The 25,639-nt window shown below is 63.8% G+C and carries 23 protein-coding genes; 15 read left to right on the top strand and 8 right to left on the bottom strand.

The annotated features are described in order from the left end of the window. Positions 1-3 precede the first annotated feature (3 nt). Positions 4-1,260, bottom strand: a complete 1,257-nt coding sequence (locus tag HX873_RS13465) for an OprD family porin (protein ID WP_087694944.1) — start codon at positions 1,258-1,260, stop codon at positions 4-6. A 212-nt stretch (positions 1,261-1,472) separates the two neighbouring features. Between HX873_RS13465 and hpaR the strand changes: the two genes are divergently transcribed. Together hpaR and HX873_RS13455 are read left to right on the top strand one after the other, a co-directional pair. Continuing rightward, positions 1,473-1,895, top strand: coding sequence for a homoprotocatechuate degradation operon regulator HpaR (gene hpaR, locus HX873_RS13460; RefSeq protein ID WP_008437189.1), 423 nt, complete (start codon positions 1,473-1,475; stop codon positions 1,893-1,895). An 88-nt stretch (positions 1,896-1,983) separates the two neighbouring features. Then, on the top strand, positions 1,984-4,374 hold the full coding sequence (locus HX873_RS13455; protein WP_177122780.1) for a TonB-dependent receptor: 2,391 nt from the start codon (positions 1,984-1,986) through the stop codon (positions 4,372-4,374). On the opposite strand, the gene HX873_RS13450 is transcribed toward HX873_RS13455, so the two are convergent. From HX873_RS13450 to HX873_RS13440, 3 genes are read right to left on the bottom strand one after another with little or no spacing between them, the layout of a single operon-like run. Then, the gene (locus HX873_RS13450) at positions 4,344-5,297 is read right to left on the bottom strand and encodes a sulfonate ABC transporter substrate-binding protein (protein WP_177122779.1); all 954 of its coding nucleotides are present in this window, start codon (positions 5,295-5,297) and stop codon (positions 4,344-4,346) included. The genes HX873_RS13455 and HX873_RS13450 overlap by 31 nt on opposite strands. Beyond that, a complete protein-coding gene (locus HX873_RS13445; protein WP_177122778.1) occupies positions 5,294-6,625 on the bottom strand; it encodes an LLM class flavin-dependent oxidoreductase in 1,332 nt (443 codons plus the stop codon). The genes HX873_RS13450 and HX873_RS13445 overlap by 4 nt, the downstream gene beginning before the upstream one ends. Positions 6,626-6,627: 2 nt before the next feature. Further along, a complete protein-coding gene (locus tag HX873_RS13440) occupies positions 6,628-8,868 on the bottom strand; it encodes a TonB-dependent receptor (protein ID WP_102605830.1) in 2,241 nt (746 codons plus the stop codon). A 205-nt stretch (positions 8,869-9,073) separates the two neighbouring features. Here HX873_RS13440 and HX873_RS13435 point away from each other — a divergent pair, with 205 nt between their 5' ends. The 12 genes from HX873_RS13435 to gspD all read left to right on the top strand — a co-directional run bounded on the left by HX873_RS13435 (position 9,074) and on the right by gspD (position 20,549). Further along, entirely contained in the window at positions 9,074-10,114 is a 1,041-nt protein-coding gene (locus HX873_RS13435; RefSeq protein WP_003209906.1) for a LacI family DNA-binding transcriptional regulator, read from the top strand. 627 nt (positions 10,115-10,741) lie between these two features. Continuing rightward, positions 10,742-12,436 (top strand): type II secretion system ATPase GspE, encoded by a 1,695-nt coding sequence (gene gspE, locus HX873_RS13430; RefSeq protein WP_256349631.1) that lies wholly within the window; start codon positions 10,742-10,744, stop codon positions 12,434-12,436. Next, positions 12,433-13,635 carry a type II secretion system inner membrane protein GspF gene (gene gspF / locus HX873_RS13425; protein ID WP_177122776.1) on the top strand — a complete coding sequence of 401 codons (1,203 nt, stop codon included), beginning with the start codon at positions 12,433-12,435 and terminating at the stop codon, positions 13,633-13,635. The genes gspE and gspF overlap by 4 nt, the downstream gene beginning before the upstream one ends. 20 nt (positions 13,636-13,655) lie before the next feature. Beyond that, entirely contained in the window at positions 13,656-14,081 is a 426-nt protein-coding gene (gene gspG / locus HX873_RS13420; protein ID WP_003209911.1) for a type II secretion system major pseudopilin GspG, read from the top strand. Beyond that, positions 14,081-14,512: a type II secretion system protein gene (locus tag HX873_RS13415; protein ID WP_003209913.1), complete on the top strand. Its 432-nt coding sequence runs from the start codon at positions 14,081-14,083 to the stop codon at positions 14,510-14,512. The genes gspG and HX873_RS13415 overlap by 1 nt, the downstream gene beginning before the upstream one ends. After that, positions 14,509-14,877 (top strand): prepilin-type N-terminal cleavage/methylation domain-containing protein, encoded by a 369-nt coding sequence (locus HX873_RS13410; protein WP_177122775.1) that lies wholly within the window; start codon positions 14,509-14,511, stop codon positions 14,875-14,877. The genes HX873_RS13415 and HX873_RS13410 overlap by 4 nt, the downstream gene beginning before the upstream one ends. Then, a complete protein-coding gene (locus HX873_RS13405; RefSeq protein WP_003209916.1) occupies positions 14,874-15,491 on the top strand; it encodes a prepilin-type N-terminal cleavage/methylation domain-containing protein in 618 nt (205 codons plus the stop codon). Before HX873_RS13410 ends, HX873_RS13405 begins: the two co-directional genes overlap by 4 nt. Continuing rightward, positions 15,488-16,210 (top strand): general secretion pathway protein GspK, encoded by a 723-nt coding sequence (locus HX873_RS13400; RefSeq protein ID WP_177009916.1) that lies wholly within the window; start codon positions 15,488-15,490, stop codon positions 16,208-16,210. The genes HX873_RS13405 and HX873_RS13400 overlap by 4 nt, the downstream gene beginning before the upstream one ends. Then, positions 16,207-17,247, top strand: coding sequence for a PilN domain-containing protein (locus tag HX873_RS13395; RefSeq protein ID WP_177122774.1), 1,041 nt, complete (start codon positions 16,207-16,209; stop codon positions 17,245-17,247). Before HX873_RS13400 ends, HX873_RS13395 begins: the two co-directional genes overlap by 4 nt. Then, the gene (gspM, locus tag HX873_RS13390; RefSeq protein WP_023659000.1) at positions 17,222-17,833 is read left to right on the top strand and encodes a type II secretion system protein GspM; all 612 of its coding nucleotides are present in this window, start codon (positions 17,222-17,224) and stop codon (positions 17,831-17,833) included. The genes HX873_RS13395 and gspM overlap by 26 nt, the downstream gene beginning before the upstream one ends. After that, positions 17,830-18,354 (top strand): general secretion pathway protein GspN, encoded by a 525-nt coding sequence (locus HX873_RS13385; protein WP_177122773.1) that lies wholly within the window; start codon positions 17,830-17,832, stop codon positions 18,352-18,354. Before gspM ends, HX873_RS13385 begins: the two co-directional genes overlap by 4 nt. Continuing rightward, entirely contained in the window at positions 18,351-20,549 is a 2,199-nt protein-coding gene (gene gspD, locus HX873_RS13380; protein ID WP_177122772.1) for a type II secretion system secretin GspD, read from the top strand. The genes HX873_RS13385 and gspD overlap by 4 nt, the downstream gene beginning before the upstream one ends. A gap of 8 nt (positions 20,550-20,557) precedes the next feature. Here gspD and HX873_RS13375 read toward each other — a convergent pair whose 3' ends face one another. From HX873_RS13375 to HX873_RS13360, 4 genes are all read right to left on the bottom strand, one after another. Beyond that, complete coding sequence (locus HX873_RS13375; RefSeq protein WP_177122771.1) at positions 20,558-21,220, bottom strand: RraA family protein; 663 nt, start codon at positions 21,218-21,220, stop codon at positions 20,558-20,560. 26 nt (positions 21,221-21,246) lie between these two features. After that, positions 21,247-22,584: an MFS transporter gene (locus tag HX873_RS13370; RefSeq protein ID WP_023658999.1), complete on the bottom strand. Its 1,338-nt coding sequence runs from the start codon at positions 22,582-22,584 to the stop codon at positions 21,247-21,249. Positions 22,585-22,687: 103 nt separating this feature from the next. Further along, the gene (locus tag HX873_RS13365) at positions 22,688-23,911 is read right to left on the bottom strand and encodes a pyridoxal phosphate-dependent aminotransferase (protein ID WP_177122770.1); all 1,224 of its coding nucleotides are present in this window, start codon (positions 23,909-23,911) and stop codon (positions 22,688-22,690) included. Next, the gene (locus HX873_RS13360; protein ID WP_008437212.1) at positions 23,908-24,564 is read right to left on the bottom strand and encodes an RraA family protein; all 657 of its coding nucleotides are present in this window, start codon (positions 24,562-24,564) and stop codon (positions 23,908-23,910) included. Before HX873_RS13360 ends, HX873_RS13365 begins: the two co-directional genes overlap by 4 nt. A 104-nt stretch (positions 24,565-24,668) precedes the next feature. On the opposite strand from HX873_RS13360, the gene HX873_RS13355 reads away from it, so the two are divergent. After that, positions 24,669-25,553: a LysR family transcriptional regulator gene (locus tag HX873_RS13355; protein ID WP_102368637.1), complete on the top strand. Its 885-nt coding sequence runs from the start codon at positions 24,669-24,671 to the stop codon at positions 25,551-25,553. Positions 25,554-25,639: the final 86 nt, after the last annotated feature.

Here is a 25,639-nt window from a genome sequence, read left to right as displayed (position 1 = left end):
GCGTTACCACAGGGCCACGGTGTAGCCGATGATCACCCGGCTTTCGTCGATGTCGCTGGTCAGGCCGTTGCTTGAGCGCAGGGTCGCATTGCGCAGGCGCACGTTGACGTTCTTCAGCGGGCCGCTCTGCACGGTGTAGACCAGGTCGGTGTCGCGCTCCCATTCGCGGCCGTTGCGCACCGTGGCGGTTTGCGCATGGCTGCCGTCGACGTAGCGGGTCATGAAGGTCAGGCCCGGCAGGCCGAGGGCGGCGAAGTTGTAGTCGTAGCGCGCCTGCCAGGCATCGGTGTTGGCCTTGGTGAAGATATTGATGGTCACCAGGTTGACCGAATACGGATCTTGCCCCGGGAAGGCAAAGTCGCCGTCGCCGGAAAGGTTCTGGAAGCCCAGGCCGAATTTGTGTGCGCCCACCGACAAACTGAACATGCCGTTGAAAAAGCGGTTGTCGATCCGCCCGCCGTCGACCCGCGAAGCGCTGCGCAGCAGGGCGCTGCCTTGCTCGCGGGTGTCGAAGTAGCGCAGGTCGGTGCGCAGGTTCACGCCCTCGGCCAGCGGCAGGTCATGCACCAGGCCGATGAAATTCTGGCGGTAGATGTCCTGCATCTGCGCGTAGTAATAGGTCGCGGCCAGGTGCGGGTTGATCGCGTAGGTGCCGCCGGCGAGGTCCAGGTGGCTGCTGTTGACGCCGCCGTAGCTCATGGACTCGTTGTTGGAGGAGTCCCGCAGGTTCTGTTTTTCCAGGCGGCCGACGTTCAGGGTCAGGCCGTCGATGTCCTGGGAGGTCACCAGTTCACCGTTGTAGGTCGACGGCAACAGCCGCGTGTCGTTATAGGCGGCCACCGGCAACAGCGGTTGCAGGGTGCCGAGCTTGAGCACGGTTTTCGACACGCGCAATTTGGCGGTCAGGCCGAGTTCGCTGTAGCTGTCGGCCGGCTCGCCGCTGGCGCCAGACGGCAACAGCCCGGTGCCCCGGCGGTCGCGGCTGGAGTCGAGCTTCAGGCCCATTTCGCCCAGGGCGTCCACGCCAAACCCGACCACGCCTTCGGTGTAGCCCGACTCCAGGCGCAGCACAAAACCTTGCGCCCATTCGTCTGCCTTGTTCTGCGGCGCGTTGGCCTGGCGAAAGTCGCGGTTCATGTAGAAATTGCGCAGGTCCAGGCTGGCCTTGCTGTCCTGGATGAAGTCGGCGTGGGCGACCAGAGGGCTAAACGCGGCGCACAGGCCAGCGCTTGCCGCCGTGCGAAAGAGGCACGAATGCATGAGGGGCGTTCCTTTTGTTGTTTTTGTTGGTAGAGCCCGCCACCGGGGCAGGGGCGGGCATATTGTTAACATGTTATCTTTAAGCTGAATAGCTGGATTAACAGGTTTTTATGAATTCGTTTCGAAATTAATGACTTGCTGCGTGCGTCGGGTTGCGCACGCGGGACACCGACTCTAAGCTTCGTCGCTTCGACCTCTATTGCGCGTGAACCATGCCCACCCCCAGACCGTCCCTTACGCTCACCTTGCTCCAGGCCCGCGAAGCGACCATGGCGTTCTTCCGGCCGTTGCTCAATGAACATGACCTGACCGAACAGCAGTGGCGGGTGATCCGCATCCTGCGCCAGCAAGGCGAACTCGAAAGCCACCAACTGGCGCACCTCGCATGCATCCTCAAGCCGAGCATGACCGGCGTACTGGGGCGGCTGGAGCGTGACGGCATCGTGCGCCGGCGCAAATCCGCCGAAGACCAGCGCCGGGTGTTCGTCGCCCTGACCGAACAGGGTCAGCAGTGTTTCGTCGACATGAGCGCCGGGATGGAAAGCAATTACCTGAAGATTCAGGAGCAGTTCGGCGAGGAATCCCTGGAGCAATTGATGGAGCTGCTCCAGAAGCTCAAAGGCATCAAACCGTAATAATCAAAAAATAGTGGCTGAAGCCTGTCCCTTTTTTTCACGTGACTGGTCATTCCAGGTAAGTGAACAAAATCGAGAGCTTCTTCCAATGCCCGCAATACGCCCGTTGCTGAACCTCAGCCTCATGCTGAGCCTGAGTGCCAGCCCGTTGTTCGTTCCCATCAGCTATGCCGAAGACGGTGCGTCCCGGCGCAGCTACCAGGTGCCGGCCGGCAGCCTGAGTGCCGCGCTGACCCGTTTCGCCGGGCTGGCCGGGGTCAACCTCTCGGTGGACCCGGCGCTGGTCAGCGGCCGCAACAGCAGCGGGTTGTCCGGCGAATACGGCGTCGAAGAAGGTTTCGCGCGCCTGCTCCAGGGCTCCGGCCTGCAACTGCAGCCCATGGGCGAGCAGGCCTATAGGCTGACCCCGATTCCCGAAGGCGGCAGCCTGCAACTGGCGCCCACCTCGATTCTCGGCACCACCGGCGATGGCGACAGCGAGTCTTTCGCCGGTGGCCAGGTGGCGCGCCGTGGCTCCCAGGGCCTGCTGGGCTCGAAGGACTTCATGGATACTCCGTTCAGCATGACCACCTACACCAGCGCGGCGGTCAAGAACCAACAGGCGCGTACCCTTGGCGACCTGATTGCCAGCGACCCCTCGGTGCGCGCCACCAACCCGGCCGGCGGGCGCTATGAGCAATTCACCATTCGCGGCTTCAGCCTGTTCAACAGTGATGTCGCCTACAACGGCCTCTATGGCGTATTGCCGACCTACACCATCGACATGGAAATGGCCGAGCGCGTCGACATCATCAAAGGCCCCAGCCAGTTGATCAACGGCATCTCGCCACGGGGCAGCGTGGGCGGCGGGATCAACGTGGTGCCCAAGCGTGCCACCGACACACCCATCACCTCGCTCACCGGCAGTTGGGCCTCCGACAGCCAGGCGGGCGGAGCCGTGGATATCGGCCGGCGTTTTGGTGAAGACAACCAGTTCGGCCTGCGTTTCAACGGCGTGAAACAGTCCGGCGACACCGCCTGGGATCACCAGAGTGTCGACCGCGAAATGGCCGTGTTGGGCCTGGATTTTCGCGGTGAACGCCTGCGACTCTCCACCGACATCGGCCGCACCGAGCGCGACACCGACGCCCCCCAGGAACGTGTGCAAGTCGGGCCCAACGCCAGGGTGCCGAGTGCCAACGACGTACGCCACAACTACGCGCAGCCCTGGAGCAAGGCAAGCACCAACGACACCTTCGGCACGGTCAACGGCGAGTTTGATCTCAGCGACAACGTAATGCTCTACGGCGGCGTCGGTGCGCGCAAAAGCAACCATGACTTCCTGCGCCATGTAGTGTCGGTGGCCAACAACGCCGGCGATTTCAGCGTGCAGCCCCGCGACTTCACCCGTGATGAAAACGTGCGCACCGCCACGGCGGGCGTGCGCAACTGGTTCCATACCGGCCCGGTGAGCCATGAGGTCAACCTGGCGGCCAGCTACTTCTACATGGACTTCGAAAACGGCGGCGCGCGATATGCGCAGGGTTCAAGCAATATCTACAACCCTGTTGAAACCCCCGCGCCTGGCCGGCCAACGCGATTTGACTCGAAGGTCTACACCGAAAACCGTTTCAGCGGTGTGGCGTTGTCCGACACCCTGGGTTTTTTCGATGACCGGTTGCTGCTGACCCTCGGTGCGCGCTGGCAGCGGGTCAAGGTCGACGACTGGACCGACAACGTCAAAGGCGACACCGCCTACGACGAGGAAAAAATTTCACCGTCCGGCGGCATCCTGTTCAAGGCCACCGACAAGCTCTCGTTGTACGCCAACTACATGGAAGGCCTGAGCCAGGGCAAGGTCGCGCCGTCGGCGTCGGTCAACGATGACGAAATCTTCCCACCGTTCATCAGCCGTCAGGTCGAAGTCGGCGCCAAGTACGACGCCGGTGCGTTCGCGGTGACGGCCGCTGTATTCCGGATCAAGCAGCCGGCCTACGAGACCAACGCCACCACGCTGGTCTTCGGCCCCAATGGCAAGCGCCAGAACGATGGTGTGGAACTCAGCGTGTTCGGCGAGCCGCTCAAGGGTTTCCGCCTGCTGGGCGGGGTGATGTACATCGACAGCGAACTGACCCACACCACCAACGGCACCTACGACGGCAACCGCGCGCCGGCCACGCCCAAGTACAACGTCAACCTGGGCGCGGAGTGGGACGTGCCGACTGTTGAAGGCCTGACCCTGACCAGCCGCGGGATCTATTCCAGCTCGCAGTACCTGGACCAGTCCAACGTCAAGGAAATCGACGCCTGGACCCGGCTTGATGTCGGCGCACGCTACGCCTTCAAGGTCGACGACAAGCACATCACCCTGCGGGCCAATGTCGAGAACGTGGCCAACCGGCGCTACTGGAGTTCGGCCGGTGCCTCGGATGACAGCGAGCCGGGGTTGACCTTGTCGACGCCGCGCACTTACTTGCTGTCGGCCACCGTCGACTTCTGAGGAGCCTGCCATATAGCCTTCTGTACATCGATGGGCTTGGGCAGCAGGCGGTTCTGGTAAAACAGGTCCGCCGTCTCTTGCTGCGCCCCAATGATGTGCTTATCAATCGGCAGGATCGGCGATGGCGGCCGGTTGTCGACGTAACGTGCAATCACCCCGGCCGGCAAACCCATGAAACGGGTCAGCACCTGCAGGCTGTCTTCGCGCTGGCTGCGGGTCAGGGCTTCGGCGGCGCTCAGTTCATCGAGCAGGGCGTGGATGAACGGACCATTGGCCTCGGCGTATGCACGGCGCGCGGTATAGATCGGCCCAGACAGGTTCAAGCCTTCGCCGTTGGCCAGGACGCGGCTCGGGCTTTGGCTCAGGGCGAGTGAAGAGTAGGGCTCCCAGATTGCCCAGGCGTCGACACTGCCTTGCTCGAAGGCGGCGCGGGCATCGGCCGGTGGCAGGTAAACCGGCTGGATATCCTTGTAGCTCAGGCCGGCTTTGTTCAAGGCCCGCAGGATCAGGTTGTGGGAGCTGGAGCCTTTCTGGAAGGCGACTTTCTTGCCCTTGAGGTCGGCGATGCCGTGCAGTTGGCTGTCGGCCTGCACCAGGATGGTTTCCGCCGTCGGCTTGGGCGGTTCAGCGCCGATGTAGACGAGGTCGGCGCCCGCCGCCTGGGCGAACAATGGCGGGATATCACCGGTGGACGCCACATCCAGCGCGCCCACGTTCAAGGCTTCGAGCATCTGCGGGCCAGCGGGGAATTCGATCCATTGCACCTTGGTCTGGTCGAAGCGTTTTTCCAGCAGGCCATGTTCCTTGGCGAGTACCAGGGCGATCGAGCCTTTCTGGTAGCCGATCCTCAGGGTGGCCGGCTCGGCGGCCATTGCAGTTTGAGTCAGGGCAAACAGCGCAAACAACAGTGCAGGAATTCTCATGCCGGTTTCTCCGCAAAGCGATTGGCCGGTCGCGCCAATCCAAGGTTTTCACGCAGGGTGGTGCCGGCGTATTCGGTGCGGAACAGGCCGCGCCGTTGCAGTTCCGGCACCACCCATTGGGCGAAATCTTCCAGCCCGCCCGGCAGGTGCGGCACCAGCACATTGAAGCCATCGGCGGCGCCATTCTCGAACCAGTGCTGCAGTTCATCGGCGATCTGCGCGGGTGTGCCGATCAGGCTGTAGTGCCCGCGTCCACCGGCGATGCGTCGGCCCAGTTGCGCCAGGCTCAGCTGTTCGCGGCCCGCCAGTTCGGTCAGCAGTTGCTGGCGGCTGCGCTGGCCGCTGTCGGTCAATGGCAGGTCCGGCAGCGGGCCGTCCAGCGGGTAGCCGGACAAGTCGAAGTTACCCAGCATGCGCCCCAGTAACGCGACGCCAACCTGCGGTTCGACCAACTGCTGGAAGGCCTCGAATTTGTCCCGGGCTTCAGTTTCTGTCTGCCCGACCACCACAAACACCCCCGGCATGATCTTCAGCGCATCCGGTTCCCGCCCATATCGAGCCAGGCGCCCCTTGAGGTCGGCATAGAACGCCTGGGCATTGGCCAATGATGGCTGGGCGGTGAACACCACTTCGGCAGTTTGTGCCGCCAATTCGCGGCCTGCCTCGGACGAACCCGCCTGGACAATCACCGGCTGACCCTGGGGCGAGCGCGCCACGTTCAGCGGGCCCTTCACACGAAAGTGTTCGCCGACATGCCCGAGTACATGCAGTTTCGCTGGGTCGTAGTAGCTGCCACTCGCCTTGTCGCGCACAAAGGCATCGTCTTCCCAGCTGTCCCACAGCCCCGTCACCACCTGGTGAAACTCCCGCGCACGGCTGTAGCGTTCGCCGTGGCCGAGGTGCTCGTCGCGGCCAAAATTCTGTGCTTCGGCGGCGTTGTCCGAGGTCACCAGGTTCCAGCCGGCGCGCCCGCCGGACAGATGATCCAGTGAGGCAAACTTGCGCGCCACATGGTACGGCTCGTTGTAGCTGGTGGTGGCCGTGGCGATCAGGCCGATGTGTTCGGTCACCACGCTCAATGCCGACAGCAGCGTCAGTGGCTCGAAGTGATCCGAGCGCGCCATGCGGCTGGCAATTTCGCCGGTGGCGGCGGCAATGCTGTCGGCCACGAACAGCGCGTCGAATTTCGCCGCTTCGGCAATTTGCGCCAGGCGTTTGTAGTGGGCGAAATCCAGCCCGGCATTGGCCGGAACATCGGGGTGACGCCAGGCGGCGACGTGGTGCCCGGTGGCCATCAGGAAAGCGCCGAGTTTCAGTTCACGGGGCATGCTCAAAAATCCTTGCGCAGTTGCACGCCGAAGTAACGCTCATCGTCACGGGGTACGGCGCGGTAGATGTAGCTGCCGCCACTGGCCAGCAGCGGTGAATAGGACTTGTCGGTGAGGTTCTTCGCCAGCAGGGCCACGCGCCAGCCGTTGCTGTAGTCGGCCAGAGCGACGCTGGCGTTCCAGATGCCGTAGGCGCCTTGCTTGGTGTCGACGTTCTGGCTGATGTCGTACTGCACTTCGCTCTGCCAGCTGTAGTCGGTACCCAGTTCGATATCCAGGCCGTTATCCAGCGGGATGCTGTAGTCGGCGCGCACGTAGCTTTTCCAGTCCGGGCTGAAGGGCAGCGGCTTGCCGTTGACGTTGCAGGACGCCGCCGCGCCAGGCGGGCAGGCGAACTCATCGATGCGGGCCCGGGTGTAGGCCAGCGCGCCGGAGAGCTTCAGTTGTTGGGTGGCCTGCAGTGCGTAGTCGAGTTCGACGCCTTCGGTGCTGACGCTGCCGGCGTTGATCAAGCGCGTCACCACTTGCCCGGCGACGGTGTCGAAGAAGTTCGCCTGGTAGTTGTCGTAGTCGCTGTGGAAGATCGCCAGGTTGGTGGTCAGGCGATTGTTCCAGCTGGTGGCCTTGATCCCGACTTCCCAGGTGTTGGAGGTTTCCGGTTTCAGCGCGTCGGTGTCCCGTGGCTGCATGTTGAAGAACACGTTGTAGGCCGGGCCCTTGTAGCCGCGCGAGTAGGTCAGGTAGCTGGTGACGGTGTCGCTCAGGTCGTATTGCACCCCCAGCCGGCCGGACCAGCCGTCTTCGTCCACCGAGCCGGAACTGCTGGTGGCCGGTTGAATGCCGCTGACAGTGGTGGCCGAGGTGGAGACACGGCGGTGATCGTATTCCAGGTCGTCGTGGGTGTAGCGCAGGCCGGCGATGCCACGAAAGGCCGAGGTGAAATTCAGCGTGGTCTCGCCGAACACCGCGTAGCTGTCGCTGGTGGTGCCGTAGTCGGCGATGCCGCGGTCGGTGCGTGTGGTGGTGGTCAGGGTGCGCTGGTAGGTTTCCTGATCCTTGCCGTGCATGTAGAACAGGCCGCCGACGTATTCGAGGAATTCGCCTTTGGGCGAGGCCAGGCGCAGCTCCTGGGAGTATTGGTCGAACGCCAGTTGGCCTTTGTCGGCGGTGCCGGGGAAAGCGGCGGTCACGGTGCCCAGGCGGTCGCCGTCCTGGTACTGGGTGTTGTCCCAGCCGCGCCAGGCAGTGATCGAGGTCAGGGTGTAGTCGCCGAGGTTCCAGTCCAGTTGGGCAGACAGGCCTTTGTTGGTGTCCTCCACGTGGCTGCGGGTGTCGGTGTTGATGTCGCGGTTGTCGCTGGTCCCGCGCACCGGGTTCAGCGCGTTGGCGAACGCCGGGGTCAGGGATTTGCTCACCACGCCATTTGGCGCATCGTCGTGGGACTGCATGTAGTCGGCAATCAGGGTCAGTTTCACGTCGTCGTTGGGGGTGAACTCCAGTTTGCCGCGCACGCCCTGATGGTTGTAGCCGTTCACTTCCTGGCCGTTGTGCTTGTTGTCGACGTTACCGTCGTAGCTGCCGAACAGCCCGCTGATGGAGCCCTTCAGCGTGCCGGGAATCAGGCTGCCGCCCAGGCCGAAGCGGGTGCGGCTTTCATTGCCGCTGAAGTAGGACTGGTCGATATAGCCGTGGGTCTCGGCCGTCGGCGCCTTGCTGGTGATATTCAGCACGCCGGCCGAGGCGTTCTTGCCGAACAGTGTGCCCTGGGGCCCGCGCAGCACTTCGACACGATCCAGGTCGAGCAGGTCCAGGGTAGCCTGGCCGGGGCGGGCGTACACCACGCCGTCAATCACCGTCGCCACCGTGGGTTCAACCCCGGGCGAGGTGGATATCGTGCCCACTCCGCGTACGAACAACGAGGTGTCCTTGTTCGACGCGCCGGTACGGAAATTCAGCGAGGGTACCTGCTGGACGATGCTCGCCACGCCGTTGCGATTGTCACGCTCCAGTTGTTCGCCATCGAGTACCGAAACTGCTACCGGGACTTTTTGCAGCGACTCTTCGCGGCGGGTGGCGGTGACCGTGACCGGCTTGAGGGTGGGTTCCTGGTCGTCGGCGGCGAATGCAGCGGGAACGGGCAGGGCGGCGAGCCCCGCCAGTAGCCAACCCAGGTGGGCGCGGCGCCCGGTGGCGGCGCGTATGGATTGCGAAAGTTTTTGAGGTTGCCCCGAATGTGTGTGCATGCTCTGACCGCCCGAAAAATGCCCTGAACCGCTGCCGTTCTGCGACGACAGCGCCGTTGAATCCGTCTTGGGCATTCGCTCGAGCGAGTAGCAGACAAAACGCTTTGGTAGCGCTAACATCGGCATTATTGGTAGGTGCGATATAGAGCGTCAAATACTAAAAAATTAGTTTTATATTCTTTTAGGTTTTTAACAGGATCGTCCCTTGAGCGAAGACAAACCCCGGAAACGCCGTGGTGCCGGCCGCGTCACCTTGAATACCGTGGCGCGCCAGGCCGGTGTGTCAGCGATTACCGTGTCGCGCTATTTCAACCAGCCGGAACAGGTCTCGCCCGAACGCCGCGAACGCATCGCGGCGGTGGTTGCCGAATTGGGCTACGTGCCGAACCTGGTGGCGGGTGGGCTGGCGTCGGCGCGGGGCAGGATCGTCGCGATGGTGATTCCAAACATCTCCGGGCCGATCTTCGCCAATACCATCCAGGGCTTCAGCGATACCCTCAGCCGCCACGGCTACCAATTGCTGCTGGCGTCCAGTTACTTCAGCGCCGAGCAGGAAGAAAATGCAGTGCGCGCGTTTCTCGGCTGGTCCCCGGCGGCATTGGTGCTCACCAGCCGCTTCCATAGCGCGGGCACCGAGAAGATGATCGCCGAGGCGGATATCCCGGTGGTTGAAACCTGGGATTACCAACCCGAGCGGGAGCCGTTGCAGATTGGCTTCTCGCATTACGAGGTGGGCGTAACGGCTGCGCGCTACCTGCATGGCAAGGGTTATCGGCGCATCGCGTTCGTACAGAACAGCGCGCCGGGGGACTTCAGTGCACTGGAGCGCCGGGATGGCTACAGCGCGACCCTGATTGAGTTGGGCATGCAGCCGTGGGTGTTTGCCCCGGACGCCGATCGCGCACCGTTTGAGGCGGGCAAGCAAGCGATGCACGTGTTGATGAGCGCCGCCACGCCGCCCGACGCAATCATCTTCGCCAATGACAACCTGGCCGCCGGTGGCTTGCTGGCGGGGCAACGGGCAGGGCTGAGAATCCCCGAGGAGTGTGCGGTGCTCGGCTTTGGTGATTACCCGTTTGCCGAAATGCTCTTGCCCAGTCTCAGCACCATCAAGCCGCCCGCCCTGGAGATCGGTGTGCTGGCGGCAACGCGGGTACTGGAAAGCCTGGGCGTGTTGCCGGTTGAGGATGAGGTGCAGCGCTTGAACCTGCTGGAGTGCCGCTTGATCGAGCGCGAGAGCGCCTGAGTCCAGTTGCGGCTCATGGCCATGTTGCGTTGACTCTCGGTATTTTCTGATAACGGATTATTCAAGGTCAGGCGCTGAAACATGCGTTTGATTGCGTGCGCTCGTCTCTTTTTTATCAGTGGGTAGTTCTTCTTCGGTGACAAGTTTTAGCGATGGCTAATTGCAATTAGTGCGGTGAGTTTCGCGATTTAAAAAGTGCAATGACTTGGTGGGTTGTTCTTTTGAGTAGTGTCCATGTGATATTGCAAGATGGCCTATTGAACTGATCATTGATTGCCATTAGGTGCCGGGATAGACCCAGATCTTGCGTGAGGCTGGCGATATTTTATTGCGCTGATGAACTAAGTTTAAACATGTCAGTCGATGCTTTAAACATCATGCGTACGGTCATGGCTAACTAATGGCGCCTGTTGGTAGTTCTAAAAGGCCATAACTTAAGTGGGCTGTAATGCAAAATGTTTTGGTGTAGGGTCCGTACCTTGTCATGACAGCGCTTGCGCTAAAAACCTCCAACTAAGTGTGGATGCCCTTGTTCCGGCGCGTGCCACGGAACAGGTTTTTAAATAGCCCCTCAGACTTGTGCAGATGCCCCAGCCGATACCGTCAATGCCCATCGATGCATGCCGAATGCAGATTCCGGATGCCGAACAAGTGTGCGCGTGGCTGATGCGAAAAGCCGGTCTGAAAACCGTCGACCTGGAACGTGCTCGACGGTTATCCCAGGAATCCGACGACCCCGAACTGCTCGGCCTGCTGACGCGCCTGGGGCTGGTTTCCGAAGTGGAACTGGCGCGGGCCTGGGCCGATTTGCTCGGCACGCCGTTGCTGCTGGCGGATGCCGCACCGCCCGTGCTCGACCCGCTGCCGGCGCTGACCGAACGCTTCATGCGCCATTACCAAGTGGTGCCGGTGGGCTGGAGCCACGGTGGTGTGCGGGTGTTGGCGGCCAACCCGGCGCTGCTGTATCCGTTCCAGGCCCTGGCGTACGCGTGCGGCGTGCCGGTGTGGCTGGCGGTCGGGCCGCGCAACGAAGTCGAAACCCTGATCGAGCGTTACTACGGCCAGGGCCGTTCCGCCATGGGCACCCTGATCGAAAACCTCGATGAACAGGGCGGCGCCCTGGAAGACATCGAACACCTCAAGGACATGGCCTCCGAAGCCCCGGTGATTCGCCTGGTCAACCTGATCCTGCAACGGGCCGTGGAGCACCGCGCCTCGGACATCCATATCGAACCGTTCGAAAACCAGCTCAAGGTGCGCTACCGCATCGACGGTGTGCTGCATGAAGCGGAAGCGCCGCCGGCGAGTTCCTCGGCGGCGGTGATTTCCCGGGTCAAGATCATGGCGCGCCTCGACATCGCCGAGCGCCGCCTGCCGCAGGACGGCCGGATCATGTTGCGCATCCAGGGCAAGGAACTGGACCTGCGGGTATCCACGGTGCCCACCAGTTTTGGCGAGTCGGTGGTGATGCGCCTGCTGGACCGCCAGACCGTGCAGTTCGATTTCCAGAGCCTGGGCTTTGACGGCCAGCGCCTGGAAACCTTCCTTGAAGTGCTCGAGCGACCCCACGGCATCCTGCTGGTCACCGGGCCCACCGGCTCGGGTAAAACCACCACGCTCTATACCGCGTTGTCGCGGCTCAATACCGCCGAGCGCAAGATCATCACCGTCGAAGATCCGGTGGAATACCAACTGGAAGGCATCAACCAGATCCAGGTCAAGCCGGCCATTGGGCTGGATTTCGCCGGGGCGCTGCGCTCCATCGTGCGCCAGGACCCGGACGTGATCATGATCGGTGAAATCCGCGACCTCGAAACCTGCCGCATCGCCATCCAGTCCTCCCTGACCGGCCACCTGGTGCTCTCGACCCTGCACACCAACAGTGCCGCAGCAAGTATCACGCGCCTGCTGGACATGGGGGTGGAGAGCTACCTGATCGCCTCGACCGTCAATGGCATCCTCGCGCAGCGCCTGGTGCGCCGCCTCGACCCGGCGACCCGTGAGGCGTTTGAAGCACCGCCGGAGTTGATCGAGGAACACGGCCTCGACCGCTTCACCGAGCAGCGCCCGATCCTGCTTTACCGGCCTCGCGCCAACGCCGCCGGCGGCGGTTACCACGGCCGCAGTGCAATCACCGAATTGCTGGTGATGAATGACGAACTGCGCAGCTTGTTGATGCGCCAGGCCGACGCCGCGACCCTCGAACAGGCCGCCCGCCGTGGTGGCTTGCGCACCCTGCATGAAGAAGGCCTGCGCCAGGCGGTGGCCGGTGTCACGTCCCTTGAAGAAGTGTTGCGCGTCACCCGTGGAGAGGGCGCGTGAGCCTGTTCAAATACCGTGCCCTGGACAGCCAGGGCGTCGCGCAGAACGGCACCCTCGAAGCGAAGGACAAGGCCGCCGCCGTCGCTGCGCTGCACAAACGTGGCCTGCTGCTGTTGCACATCGATGCCGCCGGTGCCCAAGGGCTGCGCAATGCCTTCGGGCGCGGCCAGTTGAATGGCGCGGCGCTGGTCAGTTTTACCCAGCAACTGGCCACCCTGCTGGGCGCAGGCCAACCGTTGGAACGCTCGCTGGGCATCCTGCTCAAGCAGCCCGGCCAGCCGCAGACCCGAGCGCTGATCGAACGTATCCGCGAGCACGTCAAGGCCGGCAAGCCATTGTCGGCAGCGCTGGAAGAGGAGGGCAGCCAGTTTTCGCCGCTGTACCTGAGCATGGTGCGTGCCGGTGAGGCGGGCGGTGCGCTGGAGAACACCCTGCGCCAACTCAGTGACTACCTGGAACGCAGCCAGTTATTGAGAGGCGAGGTGATCAACGCGCTGATCTATCCCGCCTTCCTGGTGGTGGGCGTGCTCGGTTCCCTGGCGCTGTTGCTGGCTTACGTGGTGCCGCAGTTCGTGCCGATCTTCAAGGACCTGGGTGTGCCGATTCCGTTGATCACCGAAGTGATCCTGGGCCTTGGGCAGTTCCTCGGCGCCTATGGCCTGGCGGTTTTTGCCGGGTTGATCGTGACGGTCTGGGCCCTGGCGGCACGCCTGCGCAACCCACGACACCGCGAGCAGTACGACCGGCGCGTGCTGGGTATCCGCGTTATCGGCCCGCTGTTGCAGCGGGTCGAAGCCGCACGCCTGGCACGCACCCTCGGCACCTTGCTGAGCAACGGCGTGGCGCTGCTGCAAGCGCTGGTGATCGCCCGCCAGGTCTGCACCAACCGTGCCTTGCAGGCACAAGTGGCCCAGGCCGCCGAGTCGGTGAAAGGCGGCGGCACCCTGGCCAGTGCATTTGGCAGCCAACCGCTGCTGCCGGACCTGTCCCTGCAAATGATTGAAGTCGGCGAACAGGCCGGTGAACTGGACAGCATGCTGCTCAAGGTCGCCGACGTGTTCGACGTCGAAGCCAAGCGCGGCATCGACCGCCTGCTCGCCGCCCTGGTGCCGTCCCTGACGGTGGTCATGGCGGTGCTGGTGGCGGTGATCATGCTCGCGATCATGCTGCCGCTGATGAGCCTGACCAGCAATATATGAAGACCCAAGGAAGCAAGCCGATGCGCCATACCCGTTTCAAACCCGCCCGCCGCCAAGGCGGTTTCACCTTGCTGGAAATGCTCGCGGTGATCGTGTTGCTGGGCATCGTCGCCACCATCGTGGTGCGCCAGGTGGGCGGCAACGTCGACAAGGGCAAATACGGCGCGGGCAAGGCGCAACTGGCCAGCCTGAGCATGAAGATCGAGAGCTACGGCCTGGACGTCGGCTCGCCACCCAAGACCCTCCAGCAATTGGTCGACAAGCCCGGCAACACCGCCGGCTGGGCCGGACCGTACGCCAAGCCCTCAGACCTCAAGGACCCGTTCGGCCATGCCTTCGGCTATCGCTTCCCCGGTGAACATGGCGCCTTCGACCTGATCTTCTACGGTCAGGACGGCCAGCCCGGCGGCGAAGGCTACAGCGCCGACCTGGGCAACTGGGAATAATGCCGGCCCTCCAACGCGGCTTTACCCTGCTGGAGATGCTGGTGGTGATCGTGTTGATCAGCATCGCGGCCGGGTTGGTGGGATTTGGCCTGCAACAAGGCCTGCGGGTAGCGAAAGAGCGCCAGGTGGTCGGGCAGATGGTGGATGCCCTGCGCAGCACACGGGCACGGGCGATTGTCAGCGGCAGGTCGGCCAAGACCGTCTTCGACTTGGCCCGGCTGAGCTTTCAGGCGCCGGGGCAACCCATCAAGCACTGGCCGGCCGATCTGCAAGTGACCCTGCACACCGCCGAACACGCAGGCGCTGCGGTGGAGTTTTACCCCGACGGCAGCTCTACCGGCGGCAACCTGTTATTGGCCAATGGCACGCGGCGCTGGCGCATCGACGTCGGCTGGCTGACCGGTAGCGTGCAGTCCAGGGCATTGCCATGAAGCGTCAGTCGGGTTTCACCTTGCTGGAAATGCTCGCAGCGCTGACCCTCATGGCGATCTGCAGCACGGTGTTGCTGGTCGCGTTCGGCCAAAGCGCGCGCTCGTTGTTGCAGGTGGCCCACAGCGACCGCCTGACCCATACCGCCTTGAGCGTGATGGATCAGGAGGCGTCGGGGCCCCTGGCCAGTGGCGTGCGCCAGGGCGAGCTGGACGGCATTGCCTGGCAACTGCGCGTCGCCCAGCAGCCCACCCGCATCGGTCAGCCACATTTGTTTCGCCTCGATCTCAGCGTCAGCGAAGGTCCGCGCCGCGCAAATTTCAGTACCTTGAAACTGCGCGCCAGCCGCGACGGGAGCCTCCAGTGAAGCAGCAGCGGGGCTTCACGTTGCTCGAAATCATGATCGTGCTTAGCCTGCTGGGCGTGTTGTTGGCCCTGGTGGGCGGCGCGCTCCTGGGAGCCAACCGTGCAGTACTCAAGGCGCAGCGCTACACCGTCAGCCTGGATGAAAGTCGCGCCGCGCAACAGTTCCTGCGCACTTCCATCAGCGAGGCGCTGCCCCTGGACGTGACCGAGGACGACAGCCAGACCAACGGCTTTTTTGTCGGCGCTCCCCAGCGCCTGCAATACGTCGCGACCTTGCCGGGCGTGCTCGGTGGCGGTATCCAGCGTTTCACCTTGCAGTTGACCGAGCGCGAGTTGCAGGTGGCGTTCGCACGGTTTGAGTCCAATGCCCAAGTGAGCGTGCCGGCCACCCGCAGCGAACCGCAGGTGTTGCTGAAGAACGTCGAGGATCTGCAATTCAGCTATCGCGGCCTGTCGCCCAAGGGCCAGGCCACCGGTTGGATCAGTGACTGGCCGTGGACCAAACGCCTGCCTTATGCGGTACGCATTGCAGCACAAGTCAACGGACCGGTGCCGTGGGTCACCCAAGTGGTTGCCCTGCGGCTGAACCTCTCCAGCGGAGCATCAGGCGAATGAAGCGTCAGCGCGGCGTTGCATTGCTGCTGGTGCTGTGGGTACTGGCGTTGCTCAGCTTGCTGCTGGGCGGCCTGGCCGGTTGGGTACAACTGGAAAGCCGCCAGGCCCTGTGGCATCGCCAGCATACCCAGGCGCTGCTGGCAGCGGAGGCGGGTGTGGCGTTGGCCATGCAGGCCCTGGCCGACCCGCTGCAACGCAAGCAATGGATCGCCGACGGCCGCGAAATGCCCCTGGTATTTGATGACGCACAGCTTCACGTGAGCCTGCACAGCGAGCGCGGCAAGCTGTATTTGAACAGCGCCGAGGCCGCTGACTTTGCCCGGCTGGCCCTGGCCTGCGGCGCCACCCAGGCCCAGGCCAGCCGGCTCGCCAGGGACCTGGAAATGCGGCGCAACGCAGGCCTGGCGCCGTTCCGCGTGGTGGAGGAAGTGCGGCAATTGCCCGGCATGACCCAGGCGCTGTACAGCCGGCTGGCCCCGGAAATCAGTTTGTGGAGCGGCCTGGACCGGCCCGATCCCGCTTTCGCCAGCCCATTGATGCGCCAGGCGCTGAACCTGCCCCGGCAGAGCGCAGTAGGGGCCGACCCCGGTGACGTGCTGGTGATCGACAGCCGCGCACAACGCCCCGGCGGTTACCACGCCCGGTTACGAACCACGGTTTTATTGAGCCCATCGGAGGGAAGCGCACAACCTTATCGGGTGCTGCGTTGGCAAGAATGAATCCATACCTTTCGGCGCCAGTGGCGCGCCTTCAACAGCTGGCCGAACCGCTCACCCGGCGCTGGCGCGGCAGCTTGCTGCAAGTGGGCTGGCGCCTGTGGCTCAAGGAGCTGCGTGGCTGCCTGCCGGCGTGGCTGTCGGTCCGTGACATCCTCGAGCACCGCTACCACTGGCCGTTGACCGGGCCGGTGGCAAAACCTGCCGACGAGGTGTGCCAGGTGCTGGTGCTCGCGCCCTCGGCGGTGTTGCTGCAAACCCTGCAACTGCCCCTGGCGGCCGCGCGCAACCTGTCGACCGTGGTGGGTTATGAGCTGGACCGCTTTACCCCGTTCGAGGCTGAACAGTTGTACTTCGTGGCCCGTCAGGAACGGCGCACCGCCACGCATGTGCAGGTGACCCTGGTGGCCATCCTGCGGGAGCGCCTGGATCAAATCCTGTTGGACTGCGCTGCCCTCGGCTTGCAGCCCCATGCGGTGGATGTGGACGGGCCAATGGGCATCGACCTGCTGCCGGCGCCGTTGCGCCCACGCCAGCGCCCGGCCGGGAAGGGCTTGCAACGCAGCCTGCCCTGGCTGTGCGGCGCCTTGCTGATTGCCGCGATGCTGCTGTGGCTCAACGACCGCCAGCGGGTGCTCGACGTCATGCAGGCGCAGGTGCAACAACAGAAAGCCCAGGTCGCCGAGGTCCAGAGCCTGCGCCAGCAACTGCTCAATACCCGTGGCGCCGCGCAGTACCTGATTCGCCGCAAGTCGGCACAACCGCCGTTGGCGGCGTTGCTCAACGAGCTGACCGCCTGCCTGCCCGCCGATACCTGGATCGACCAGTTGGAGGTCAACGACGGCGCCGACGTGTCCTTCTCCGGGCAGAGCGCCAAGGCGAGTGCCCTGATCACCCGGATCAAGGCTTGCCACAGCCTGGAAAACCCCCAGTTCGAAGGGGTGATCCAACCCGATGCGCAAACCGGCAAGGATCAGTTTTCCCTGCGCGCCCACTTGCACCAGGAGGCCGCCGATGCGCCGACCACTGACACCCCGTGAGCGTCGCGGCGCCGCCTTGCTGGTCCTGGCGCTGGTGCTGGGCGGCGGTTACTGGCTGCTGATCGACAGCTGGTTCGCCGGGCCATTGCGTGCCATGGGCGAGCAGGCCGAACAGCTGCGCGAACAACAGCAACGCTATGCGGGCCTGCTGCACCAGGGCGCCGCCTTGCGTGAGCAATTGGAGCAAGCCCGCCAGGACCCGGCCAGCAGCACCAGCCTGTTGCCGGGGGATGACCCCAGCGCCGTGGCGGCGGACCTGATGCAGCGCATCGCCGACCTGATCAACAGCCGCGCCGGCCTCGGCGGCGGCTGCAGCCTGACCCAGCGCATGCCCATCACCCCGGAGCAGGACGATACCGAGCCCTATCGCCAGGTCAAAGTCAGCCTGACCCTCAACTGCGCCATCGAACCCTTGACCGCGATCCTGCATGAGCTTGAGTACCAGCGACCGTTCCTGTTCGTGGATGAAATGAGCGTCCGTCGCGGGCCGAATGCCCCCGCCAGCGGCGGTGCCGGAAAGCTGGTGGTGCACCTGTTGGTGCGCGGTTATCTGCAACCGGCAGCCGCCACGCAGGCCCGCCGATGATCAATTCATTGCGCGCCCTCGAGTGGGTGTTGCTCGGTGTGGCCGGGCTGCTGGGCCTGCTGATGGTGGGCATCCTGAGCAGCATCGGCGATGCGCCGCAGTGGTTGGATGAGCCTGCCTCCGCCGCGCGCGCCAATGCTTCGGCCAAGGTTCACGTGGCCCCGAGTGCGACCCTGGAAAGCCTCGCCGGCACCTGGCAAGCGCCGCTGTTCAGCCCCGACCGCAGCCCCGATGCCGCCGTTGGCCAGGCCGAGATTTCCAGCCTGTCGAGCCTGAAGTTGACCGGCGTGCTGCTCGATGGCGACCTGCGCGTCGCGCTGCTCAAGCGTGACGAGGGCCCGCCGCTCAAGGTCCACCAAGGCCAGACTCTGCCCAACGGCTGGCGCCTGGAACACCTGACACCGCTGCACGCCCGTTTTGTGCTGGATGGCCGCACGCAAACCCTGAGCCTCAGCGTTCCGCGTTTGCCGCCGCCGTCCACCACACCACCGATTTCCCTTCCTCACGAGCCCGCCCCTTGATCGATACTTCCCCTAGCGCCTTGCGCACCAGCGTGTTTTGCCTGGCCACCGCCGTCGCCTTGGGCGGCTGTGGGTCATTCCCCGATCACCTCGACCCGGACGATGCCTTGCTTCACGAGGCGATGCAGGGCACCGGTTCGCAACGGCCGCCCTTGGACCCGGCCAGCGAGTCGCCTGCGGCCGACAGCCGCCAACCCCAGGCGCCTACGCCGCCCCAGCGCCAGTTGATTCGCGGTAACCAGCAGTTCGTGCGCCAGCCCGCACCGGCGCCGGCGGTCAAGGATGAAGCCAGCGGCGACATCGTGTTCAACTTCGCCGACCAGCCGATTGAGGCGGTGATCAACAGCGTCATGGGCGACCTGCTGCACGAGAACTACAGCATCGCCCAGGGTGTGAAAGGCAACGTAAGCTTCTCCACCTCAAAGCCGGTGAACAAGAAACAGGCGCTGTCGATCCTCGAAACCCTGTTGTCCTGGACCGATAACGCGATGATCCGCCAGGGCCAGCGCTACGTGATTCTGCCCGCCAACCAGGCGGTGGCGGGCAAGCTGGTGCCGGAAATGAGCGTGTCGCAACCCTCCAGCGGACTCTCCGCACGGCTGTTTCCGCTGCGCTATATCTCGGCCACGGAAATGCAGAAACTGCTCAAGCCGTTCGCCCGGGAAAACGCATTCCTGCTGGTGGACCCGGCACGCAACGTGCTGAGCCTGGCCGGTACGCCGGATGAGTTGGCCAACTATCAGGACACCATCGACACCTTCGACGTCGATTGGCTCAAGGGGATGTCGGTGGGGGTGTTCGGTTTGCAACGGGCTTCGGTCGCAGAGTTGATGCCCGAGCTGCAAAAAATGTTTGGCCCCGACAGCGGCATGCCCCTGGCGGGCATGGTGCGCTTCCTGCCCATCGAGCGGACCAATTCGGTGGTGGCGATCTCGTCCCAGCCGCAGTACCTCAGTGAAGTTGGCGACTGGATTCACACCATCGATGAAGGCGGCGGCAACGAGCCGCAGATGTACGTCTACGACGTGCGCAACATGAAGGCCACGGACCTCGCCAAATACCTGCGGCAGATCTACGGCACCGGCGCGATCAAGGACGATGCGCCGGCCCAGGTGGCGCCGGGGCTGCGCACGGCGACCTTGTCGTCACTCAACACCAGCGGCGGCACCTCGGGTGGCTTGAACAACAGCAGCAATAGCCCGCCCGTCAGTGACGATGAGGACCAGGCCCCGGCCGCCAGCGAAGACGGTGAAAATGCAGAGCCGGGCGCTGCCAAAAGCCTCGACGCCGGCACCCGGATCACCGCGCAAAAAAGCAGTAACCAGTTGCTGGTACGCACCCGACCGGTGCAGTGGAAGGAGATCGAATCGGCGATCAAGCGCCTCGACAACCCGCCGCTGCAAGTGCAGATCGAGACGCGCATCCTCGAAGTCAAACTCACCGGCGAACTGGACCTCGGGGTGCAATGGTACCTGGGCCGCCTGGCGGGCAACTCCACCAGCACCACGGTAGCCAATACCCCTGGCGGCCAGGGCGCCCTGGGTGGCGGCGGTGCGGGATTGGGCGCGGATTCGCTGTTCTATTCCTTCGTCAGCTCCAACCTGCAAGTGGCCTTGCACGCCCTGGAAACCAACGGCCGCACCCAGGTGCTGTCGGCGCCGTCGCTGGTGGTGATGAACAACCAGCCGGCGCAGATCCAGGTGGGGGACAACATCCCCATCAGCCAGACCACGGTCAACACCGGCAACGCCGACAGCACCTTGAGCAGCGTCGAATACGTGCAGACCGGGGTGATCCTCGACGTGGTGCCGCGGATCAACCCGGGCGGCCTGGTGTACATGGACATCCAGCAACAGGTCAGCGACGCCGAGAACCAAACCACCAACAGCAGTGACACGCCCAACAACCCGCGCATCTCCACACGTTCGGTGTCCACCCAGGTGGCGGTGCAAAGCGGCCAGACCGTGTTGCTCGGCGGGCTGATCAAGCAGGACAACGCCGAGAGCGTCAGCGCCGTGCCGTACCTGGGGAAAATCCCCGGGCTGCGCTGGTTGTTTGGCAACACCAGCAAGTCCAGGGATCGCACCGAGTTGATCGTGCTGATCACGCCGAGGGTGATCACCAGCAGCGGTCAGGCGCGGCAGGTGACGGATGACTATCGCCAGCAGATGCAGCTGTTGCGACCGGCGAACTGAAGGCCCTTTCAGCCCTTGCGTTGCAGGGTGTGATAACCCAGCGCTGCGCGGGCTTCACGCAGGGATTTGCCTTCATCGAGCAGCGCCCGGATACGCGCTTCCACCGCTTCAATCGAGCGTGCACAGGCTGCCACTTCATGGGCCCGCTCGCGCGGCACGATCACCACGCCGTTGGCGTCGGCGACCACGATGTCCCGGGCGCACACCCGGGCCTGGCCGATGGACACCGGCTGGTTTACCGCTTCCACTTCAACCCGGTCCTTGCCCGTGCGCATGAACCGGCCCTTGGTGAACAGCGGGTAGCCGTCGCCCAGGGCCTTGCTCACGTCGCGGCACACGCCATCGATCACCGTCGCGGCGATCCGCTGGCTGCCGGCGTACTGGGTCATGATGTCGCCCCACACCGTGCAGTCGATGCGTCCGTCGTTGTCGATCACCACCACATCGCCTTCGGCCACGTCATCGATAAAGTCGCCTACGGTGCCCGGCGGGGTGCTGGCGCTGACGTAGCGCACCGTGAAGGCCGGGCCGACTACCACCTGGCGATAGTTGTCCAGGGGCATGATTCCCAGGCATTGGCCGGGCAGGCCTAGCTTGTCCAGGGCGTCGGACACGCCCGGGGTGTCCAGGCCGGCAAACAGGGCAACCAATTCTTGGTCTTGGGGTGACATGGATAACTCCTCGTGGTGGTGACAAATCAGGTCGGGTGGCTGGAGGCCGGGCGGGGCTCGGCAATGGTCAGCAAAATGATGAAGCTGATGAACGAGCCGATCGCCAGCCAGGCAAATACGTAGTTCCAGCCGTAGTTGTCCAGCAGCAGGCCGGTGATGAAGGGCGTGGCGGCGGCGCCCAACTGGCCGATCATGTTCACGATGGCGTTGGAGATCGGGAAGGTCTTCTTGGTGGTCAGGCCCATCGGGTAGACCATGTAGGACGAGAAGCCGAGGCTCAGCACCACGCCGGTCAGCATCAGCAGCAAGCCGTAGGGCAGGGGCTCGGCCGGTGAATTGATCAGCAGGTACATCATCAACGAGGTGCCGACCGCCGACAGCAACATGCCCGGCTTGCGGCGCCCGCCCATCAGGCGGTCCGAGCAGAAACCGCCCAGCAGGTTGCCCAGCACCGCGCCCACCCAGGGCGCTGCCGAGACCAGGCCCATGTTCATGATCGAGAACTGCTTGACGGTCATCAGGTAGGTGGGAATCCACGCCAGCAGCACGCTGGAGACACCGAGCTGGAAGCAGTAGCTGGTGGCGCACCCCCAGATATTCCATGAGGTGAAAACCTGACGGTTGGTTTCCAGGGGCTTTTCATCGCGGGTGCGGATCACCCGGTCGAGCTTTTTCACCCACGCCGGCGTCTTGTGCACACGGGCGGTCTGGGCGATTGCGGTGTCTTCGACGATGTATTGAAGTTCGGCCTGGTTGACGAAGCGGCTGCGGGACGGATGGTCGGTGACCAGGAAGTACCAGACCACCGCCAGTACGATGCCCGGGATCGCAAAGAAGTAGAAAATTTCGCGCCAGCCCCACACCGAAATGATCACGGCACACAGCGGCGGCACGATCACCGGTCCGAACTTCACGGCCGATAAAAAGATCCCCGACGCGGTGCCTTTTTCCCGTGCCGGAAACCAGTTGTTGATGGTGGTGGTCATGCTGATGGGCAGCGGGCCTTCGGCGATACCCAGGCCCAGGCGATAGAGTTTCAGTGCCAGCAGTGAGCTGGCGGTGCCCACCAGCCCGGTCAACAGGGAGGTCAGCACCATGGCCCCCGGCAGGATCCGGCTGACGCCAAAGCGGCCGAAGGCAAAGCCCGACGGCAGTTGTGCCAGGGCGTAAGCCAGCAGGAACAGGCTGACCAGGCCACCGGCCTGGGCGTTGCTCATTGCAAATTCCTGGCGAATGAACGGCAGCGCCACGCCGAGGTTGGCCCGGTCGGCGGCGGCCACGGTGTAGATCAGGAAAATCAGCGCAGCAACCACCCAGCGGTATTGGCTGCGCACAGCGGGTTTTATGACTTCAGGCATAGACATGGGGGCGGACCTTGTTGTTGTGAGTGTTGTCCTGTTCGGCCTTAATCTTAAGAAGGGGCGCACGCCACCATTAGCGATATTTATCTATGTGAACTCATCACTTTTATTCTTCTGCCAGCAAGCTGCTGCAGAAGCCGCGGATTGCCTCGCACGCCTGGCGCAACGACTTGTCGTCCAGGGCATAGGCGATGCGGATGTACGGCCCCAGGCCGAAGGCGCTGCCATGCACCACGGCTACATTGGCCTCATCCAGCAGCGCCAGGGCCACGTCTTCATCGCTGCGCAGCAGCCGCCCGCCCGCCGAGGTGCGCCCGATCAGCGCGGCGCATGAGGCGAACGCGTAGAACGCGCCGGCGGGGCTGATGCACGTCAGGCCTGGCGTGTCGTTCAGCAACTGGACCATCAAGTCCCGGCGCGCCTGGAACACCCGGCGGCTGTCGCGGATGAAATCCCTGGGGCCTTCCAGTGCAGCGAGGGCCGCCTGTTGCGAGATCGAACAGGCGCCGGAGGTCTGCTGGCCCTGGAGTTTTTCCATGGCCTCCAGCAGCCAGCGTGGGCCGGTGGCGAAACCGATGCGCCAGCCGGTCATGGCATAGGCCTTGGACACGCCGTTCATGGTCAATGTACGCGGTGCCAGCCGGGGTTCAACCTGGGCCAGGGTATGGAACACCTGGCCGTCGAAGATCAGGTGCTCGTAGATGTCGTCCGCCAGGATCAGCACCTGCGGGTGGGCCAACAGCACTTCGGCCAGCGCCCGTAGCTCGCCCTCGCTGTACACCGCACCGGTGGGGTTGGACGGTGAGTTGAGGATCAGCCAGCGCGTCTTCGGGGTCATTGCAGCGGCCAGGGCCTCGGGTGTCAGCTTGAAACCGCTGTCGGCATCACAGGTGACGATGCGCGCTTCGCCGCCGCACAGTTGCACCATCTCCGGGTAACTGACCCAGTACGGCGCGGGCACGATCACCTCGTCGCCTTCATTGAGTGTGGCTGCCAGGGCGTTGTAGATCACCTGCTTGCCGCCGTTGCACACGAGGGTGTCCTGCCAGGACACGTCCAGGCCGTTTTCGCGCCGGAACTTCGCCGCCACCGCCTCCCGCAGGGCCCGCGCACCGGCCACCTGGGTGTAGCGGGTATGCCCGGTTTCAATGGCCTGGATCGCGGCTTCGCGGATATGCGCCGGGGTGTCGAAATCCGGTTCGCCGGCGCACAGCGAGATAATCTGCGCGCCTTGCGCCCGGCGTTCGGCGACGCGGTCCATGATGCGATAGGTGGCAGACGGTTGTGCGCTGGCCAGGCGCGGGTTCAGCCGCTGGATATCGGTACTCATCGGCTGATCGCCTCAAACTGTGCGTCGTGCATCACCTCGACCACAGAGCGCCCACTGCGCACGGCCTGCACCATGCCGTCCTGGCGGCGGGCAATGCGCTCGCCCAGGTCCAGGACCTTTTCGATCACCGCCTGGGCCACGAATACCGTGCCGCAGGTATCGGCAATCACGTAGTCGTCCTCGCTGACGCTTACGCCAGCAACGCTGAGGGTCACGCCGGCGTCGAGCTGCACCACGCGGTTGCGCGCACTGATCATGGTCACGCCGCGTCCGTACACCGGATAGCTGATGGCTTCGCTGCCGTCGATATCGCGGCTGAAACCATCAATCACCGTACCGCGTATGTGTTTGCGCAACGCCGCGTTGGCGATGATGTCGCCCCAGCAGGAAATGCCCTCGATACCGCCGGCAATCACCAGCACCCGGTCGTCTGTCGCGACCTGTTCGATCACCGGGGTGATCAAGTGCACGGTCGGGGCGATGTCGGACTTGGGGCCGAGCAGTACGGTACTGGCGCGGCCAACGATCTTCGGGCAGTTCCACAATGGGCGCAGGCCCACCGTGGCGCCGGGCAGGCCGAGGAAGTCGAGGGCGTCGGACACGGTGTTGGTGTCCAGTGCGGCCAGGCGGTCGAGCAAACGGTCAGGGGTCATGGGCAAGCCTCGGGTGACGGAGGCGGCCAGTGTCAGGCAGTGCCTATGATAGGTATATTACGAAGTACAGAAGCCTTGCATACGCTTAACCTATGGATAAGACCATGATCAACTTTCGCCTGATTCGTCACCTCTGGTTGTTCCTGGCCGTGGCTGAAGAGCAGAACTTTGGCCGTGCGGCCAAGCGCCTCGGCATGTCCCAGCCACCGCTGAGCGAGCAGATCCAGGTGCTGGAGCAGGCGCTCAAGGTCAAGCTGTTCGACCGCTCCCGACGGGGGGCCAAGCTGACTCCGGTGGGCGCGGCGATCCTGCCGGCGGTGCGCAAGTTCGCCGAGCAGCTGGAGCGCCTGGAACTCGCCGTGGAAGAAGCGGTGGCGGGGCAGTCGGGGATGTTGACCATCGGCGCGATCTCCACGGCGATGTTTGATGTGCTGCCGGGGTTGATCGAGCAACTGAAGCTTGATTACCCGCAGCTCACGGTGTCGGTGCGGGAAATCGACAGCGTCGAGGCGTTGCCGGCGCTGGAGGCCGGGGATATCGACCTGGCGTTTGCCCGGCTGGATGGTGACCTTGGGGCTTCGGTGCAGTCATTGCCGCTGACGGAGGACCGGCTGGTGGTGGCGCTGCCGGTGGATCATCCGTTGGCGAGTCGTACGCGGATCAGTTTGTCGAGCCTGGCGAATGAGCCGTTGGTGATGTTTTCGCGCAACGTCAGTCCGGTGTATTTCGACAATTTGATCGCGACCTGTCGTGCCAGCGGGTTTTCGCCTCGGGTGCTGCATGAAGTGCGGTCGGTGGCTTCGCAGATCGCGTTTGTCAGCTATGGGCAGGGCATTGCGTTGGTGCCGGCGTCGTTGAAGAAGCTGGCGCCGGCCAATGTGGTGTTTCGTGGGTTGAGTCAGAAACTCAATGTGGTGACTACGGCTGTCGCGTGGAATACCCAGCGGCCGAATCCGGTGGTGGAGGCGGTGATTGCGCGGTTTCGCTAGGGGTTGGGGTTGAGTACATATCCGTTATTTAGGTAACGGCGGCTTATGGTTACGCTCTTACAGCGGGTCACTTTTGGCAAACGCCC

The sequence above is a fragment of the Pseudomonas sp. P7758 genome (genome assembly GCF_013386485.1).
Classification (GTDB): domain Bacteria; phylum Pseudomonadota; class Gammaproteobacteria; order Pseudomonadales; family Pseudomonadaceae; genus Aquipseudomonas.
This window is presented reverse-complemented; position numbering and strand designations above follow the sequence as displayed.

Coding starts and splice junctions, on each gene's coding strand:
- HX873_RS13465 (WP_087694944.1), bottom strand. CDS start 1,260: ATGCATTCGTGCCTCTTTCGCACGGCGGCAAGCGCTGGCCTGTGCGCC.
- hpaR (WP_008437189.1), top strand. CDS start 1,473: ATGCCCACCCCCAGACCGTCCCTTACGCTCACCTTGCTCCAGGCCCGC.
- HX873_RS13455 (WP_177122780.1), top strand. CDS start 1,984: ATGCCCGCAATACGCCCGTTGCTGAACCTCAGCCTCATGCTGAGCCTG.
- HX873_RS13450 (WP_177122779.1), bottom strand. CDS start 5,297: ATGAGAATTCCTGCACTGTTGTTTGCGCTGTTTGCCCTGACTCAAACT.
- HX873_RS13445 (WP_177122778.1), bottom strand. CDS start 6,625: ATGCCCCGTGAACTGAAACTCGGCGCTTTCCTGATGGCCACCGGGCAC.
- HX873_RS13440 (WP_102605830.1), bottom strand. CDS start 8,868: ATGCACACACATTCGGGGCAACCTCAAAAACTTTCGCAATCCATACGC.
- gspE (WP_256349631.1), top strand. CDS start 10,742: ATGCAGATTCCGGATGCCGAACAAGTGTGCGCGTGGCTGATGCGAAAA.
- gspG (WP_003209911.1), top strand. CDS start 13,656: ATGCGCCATACCCGTTTCAAACCCGCCCGCCGCCAAGGCGGTTTCACC.
- HX873_RS13415 (WP_003209913.1), top strand. CDS start 14,081: ATGCCGGCCCTCCAACGCGGCTTTACCCTGCTGGAGATGCTGGTGGTG.
- HX873_RS13410 (WP_177122775.1), top strand. CDS start 14,509: ATGAAGCGTCAGTCGGGTTTCACCTTGCTGGAAATGCTCGCAGCGCTG.
- HX873_RS13400 (WP_177009916.1), top strand. CDS start 15,488: ATGAAGCGTCAGCGCGGCGTTGCATTGCTGCTGGTGCTGTGGGTACTG.
- HX873_RS13395 (WP_177122774.1), top strand. CDS start 16,207: ATGAATCCATACCTTTCGGCGCCAGTGGCGCGCCTTCAACAGCTGGCC.
- gspM (WP_023659000.1), top strand. CDS start 17,222: ATGCGCCGACCACTGACACCCCGTGAGCGTCGCGGCGCCGCCTTGCTG.
- HX873_RS13385 (WP_177122773.1), top strand. CDS start 17,830: ATGATCAATTCATTGCGCGCCCTCGAGTGGGTGTTGCTCGGTGTGGCC.
- HX873_RS13375 (WP_177122771.1), bottom strand. CDS start 21,220: ATGTCACCCCAAGACCAAGAATTGGTTGCCCTGTTTGCCGGCCTGGAC.
- HX873_RS13370 (WP_023658999.1), bottom strand. CDS start 22,584: ATGTCTATGCCTGAAGTCATAAAACCCGCTGTGCGCAGCCAATACCGC.
- HX873_RS13365 (WP_177122770.1), bottom strand. CDS start 23,911: ATGAGTACCGATATCCAGCGGCTGAACCCGCGCCTGGCCAGCGCACAA.
- HX873_RS13360 (WP_008437212.1), bottom strand. CDS start 24,564: ATGACCCCTGACCGTTTGCTCGACCGCCTGGCCGCACTGGACACCAAC.
- HX873_RS13355 (WP_102368637.1), top strand. CDS start 24,669: ATGATCAACTTTCGCCTGATTCGTCACCTCTGGTTGTTCCTGGCCGTG.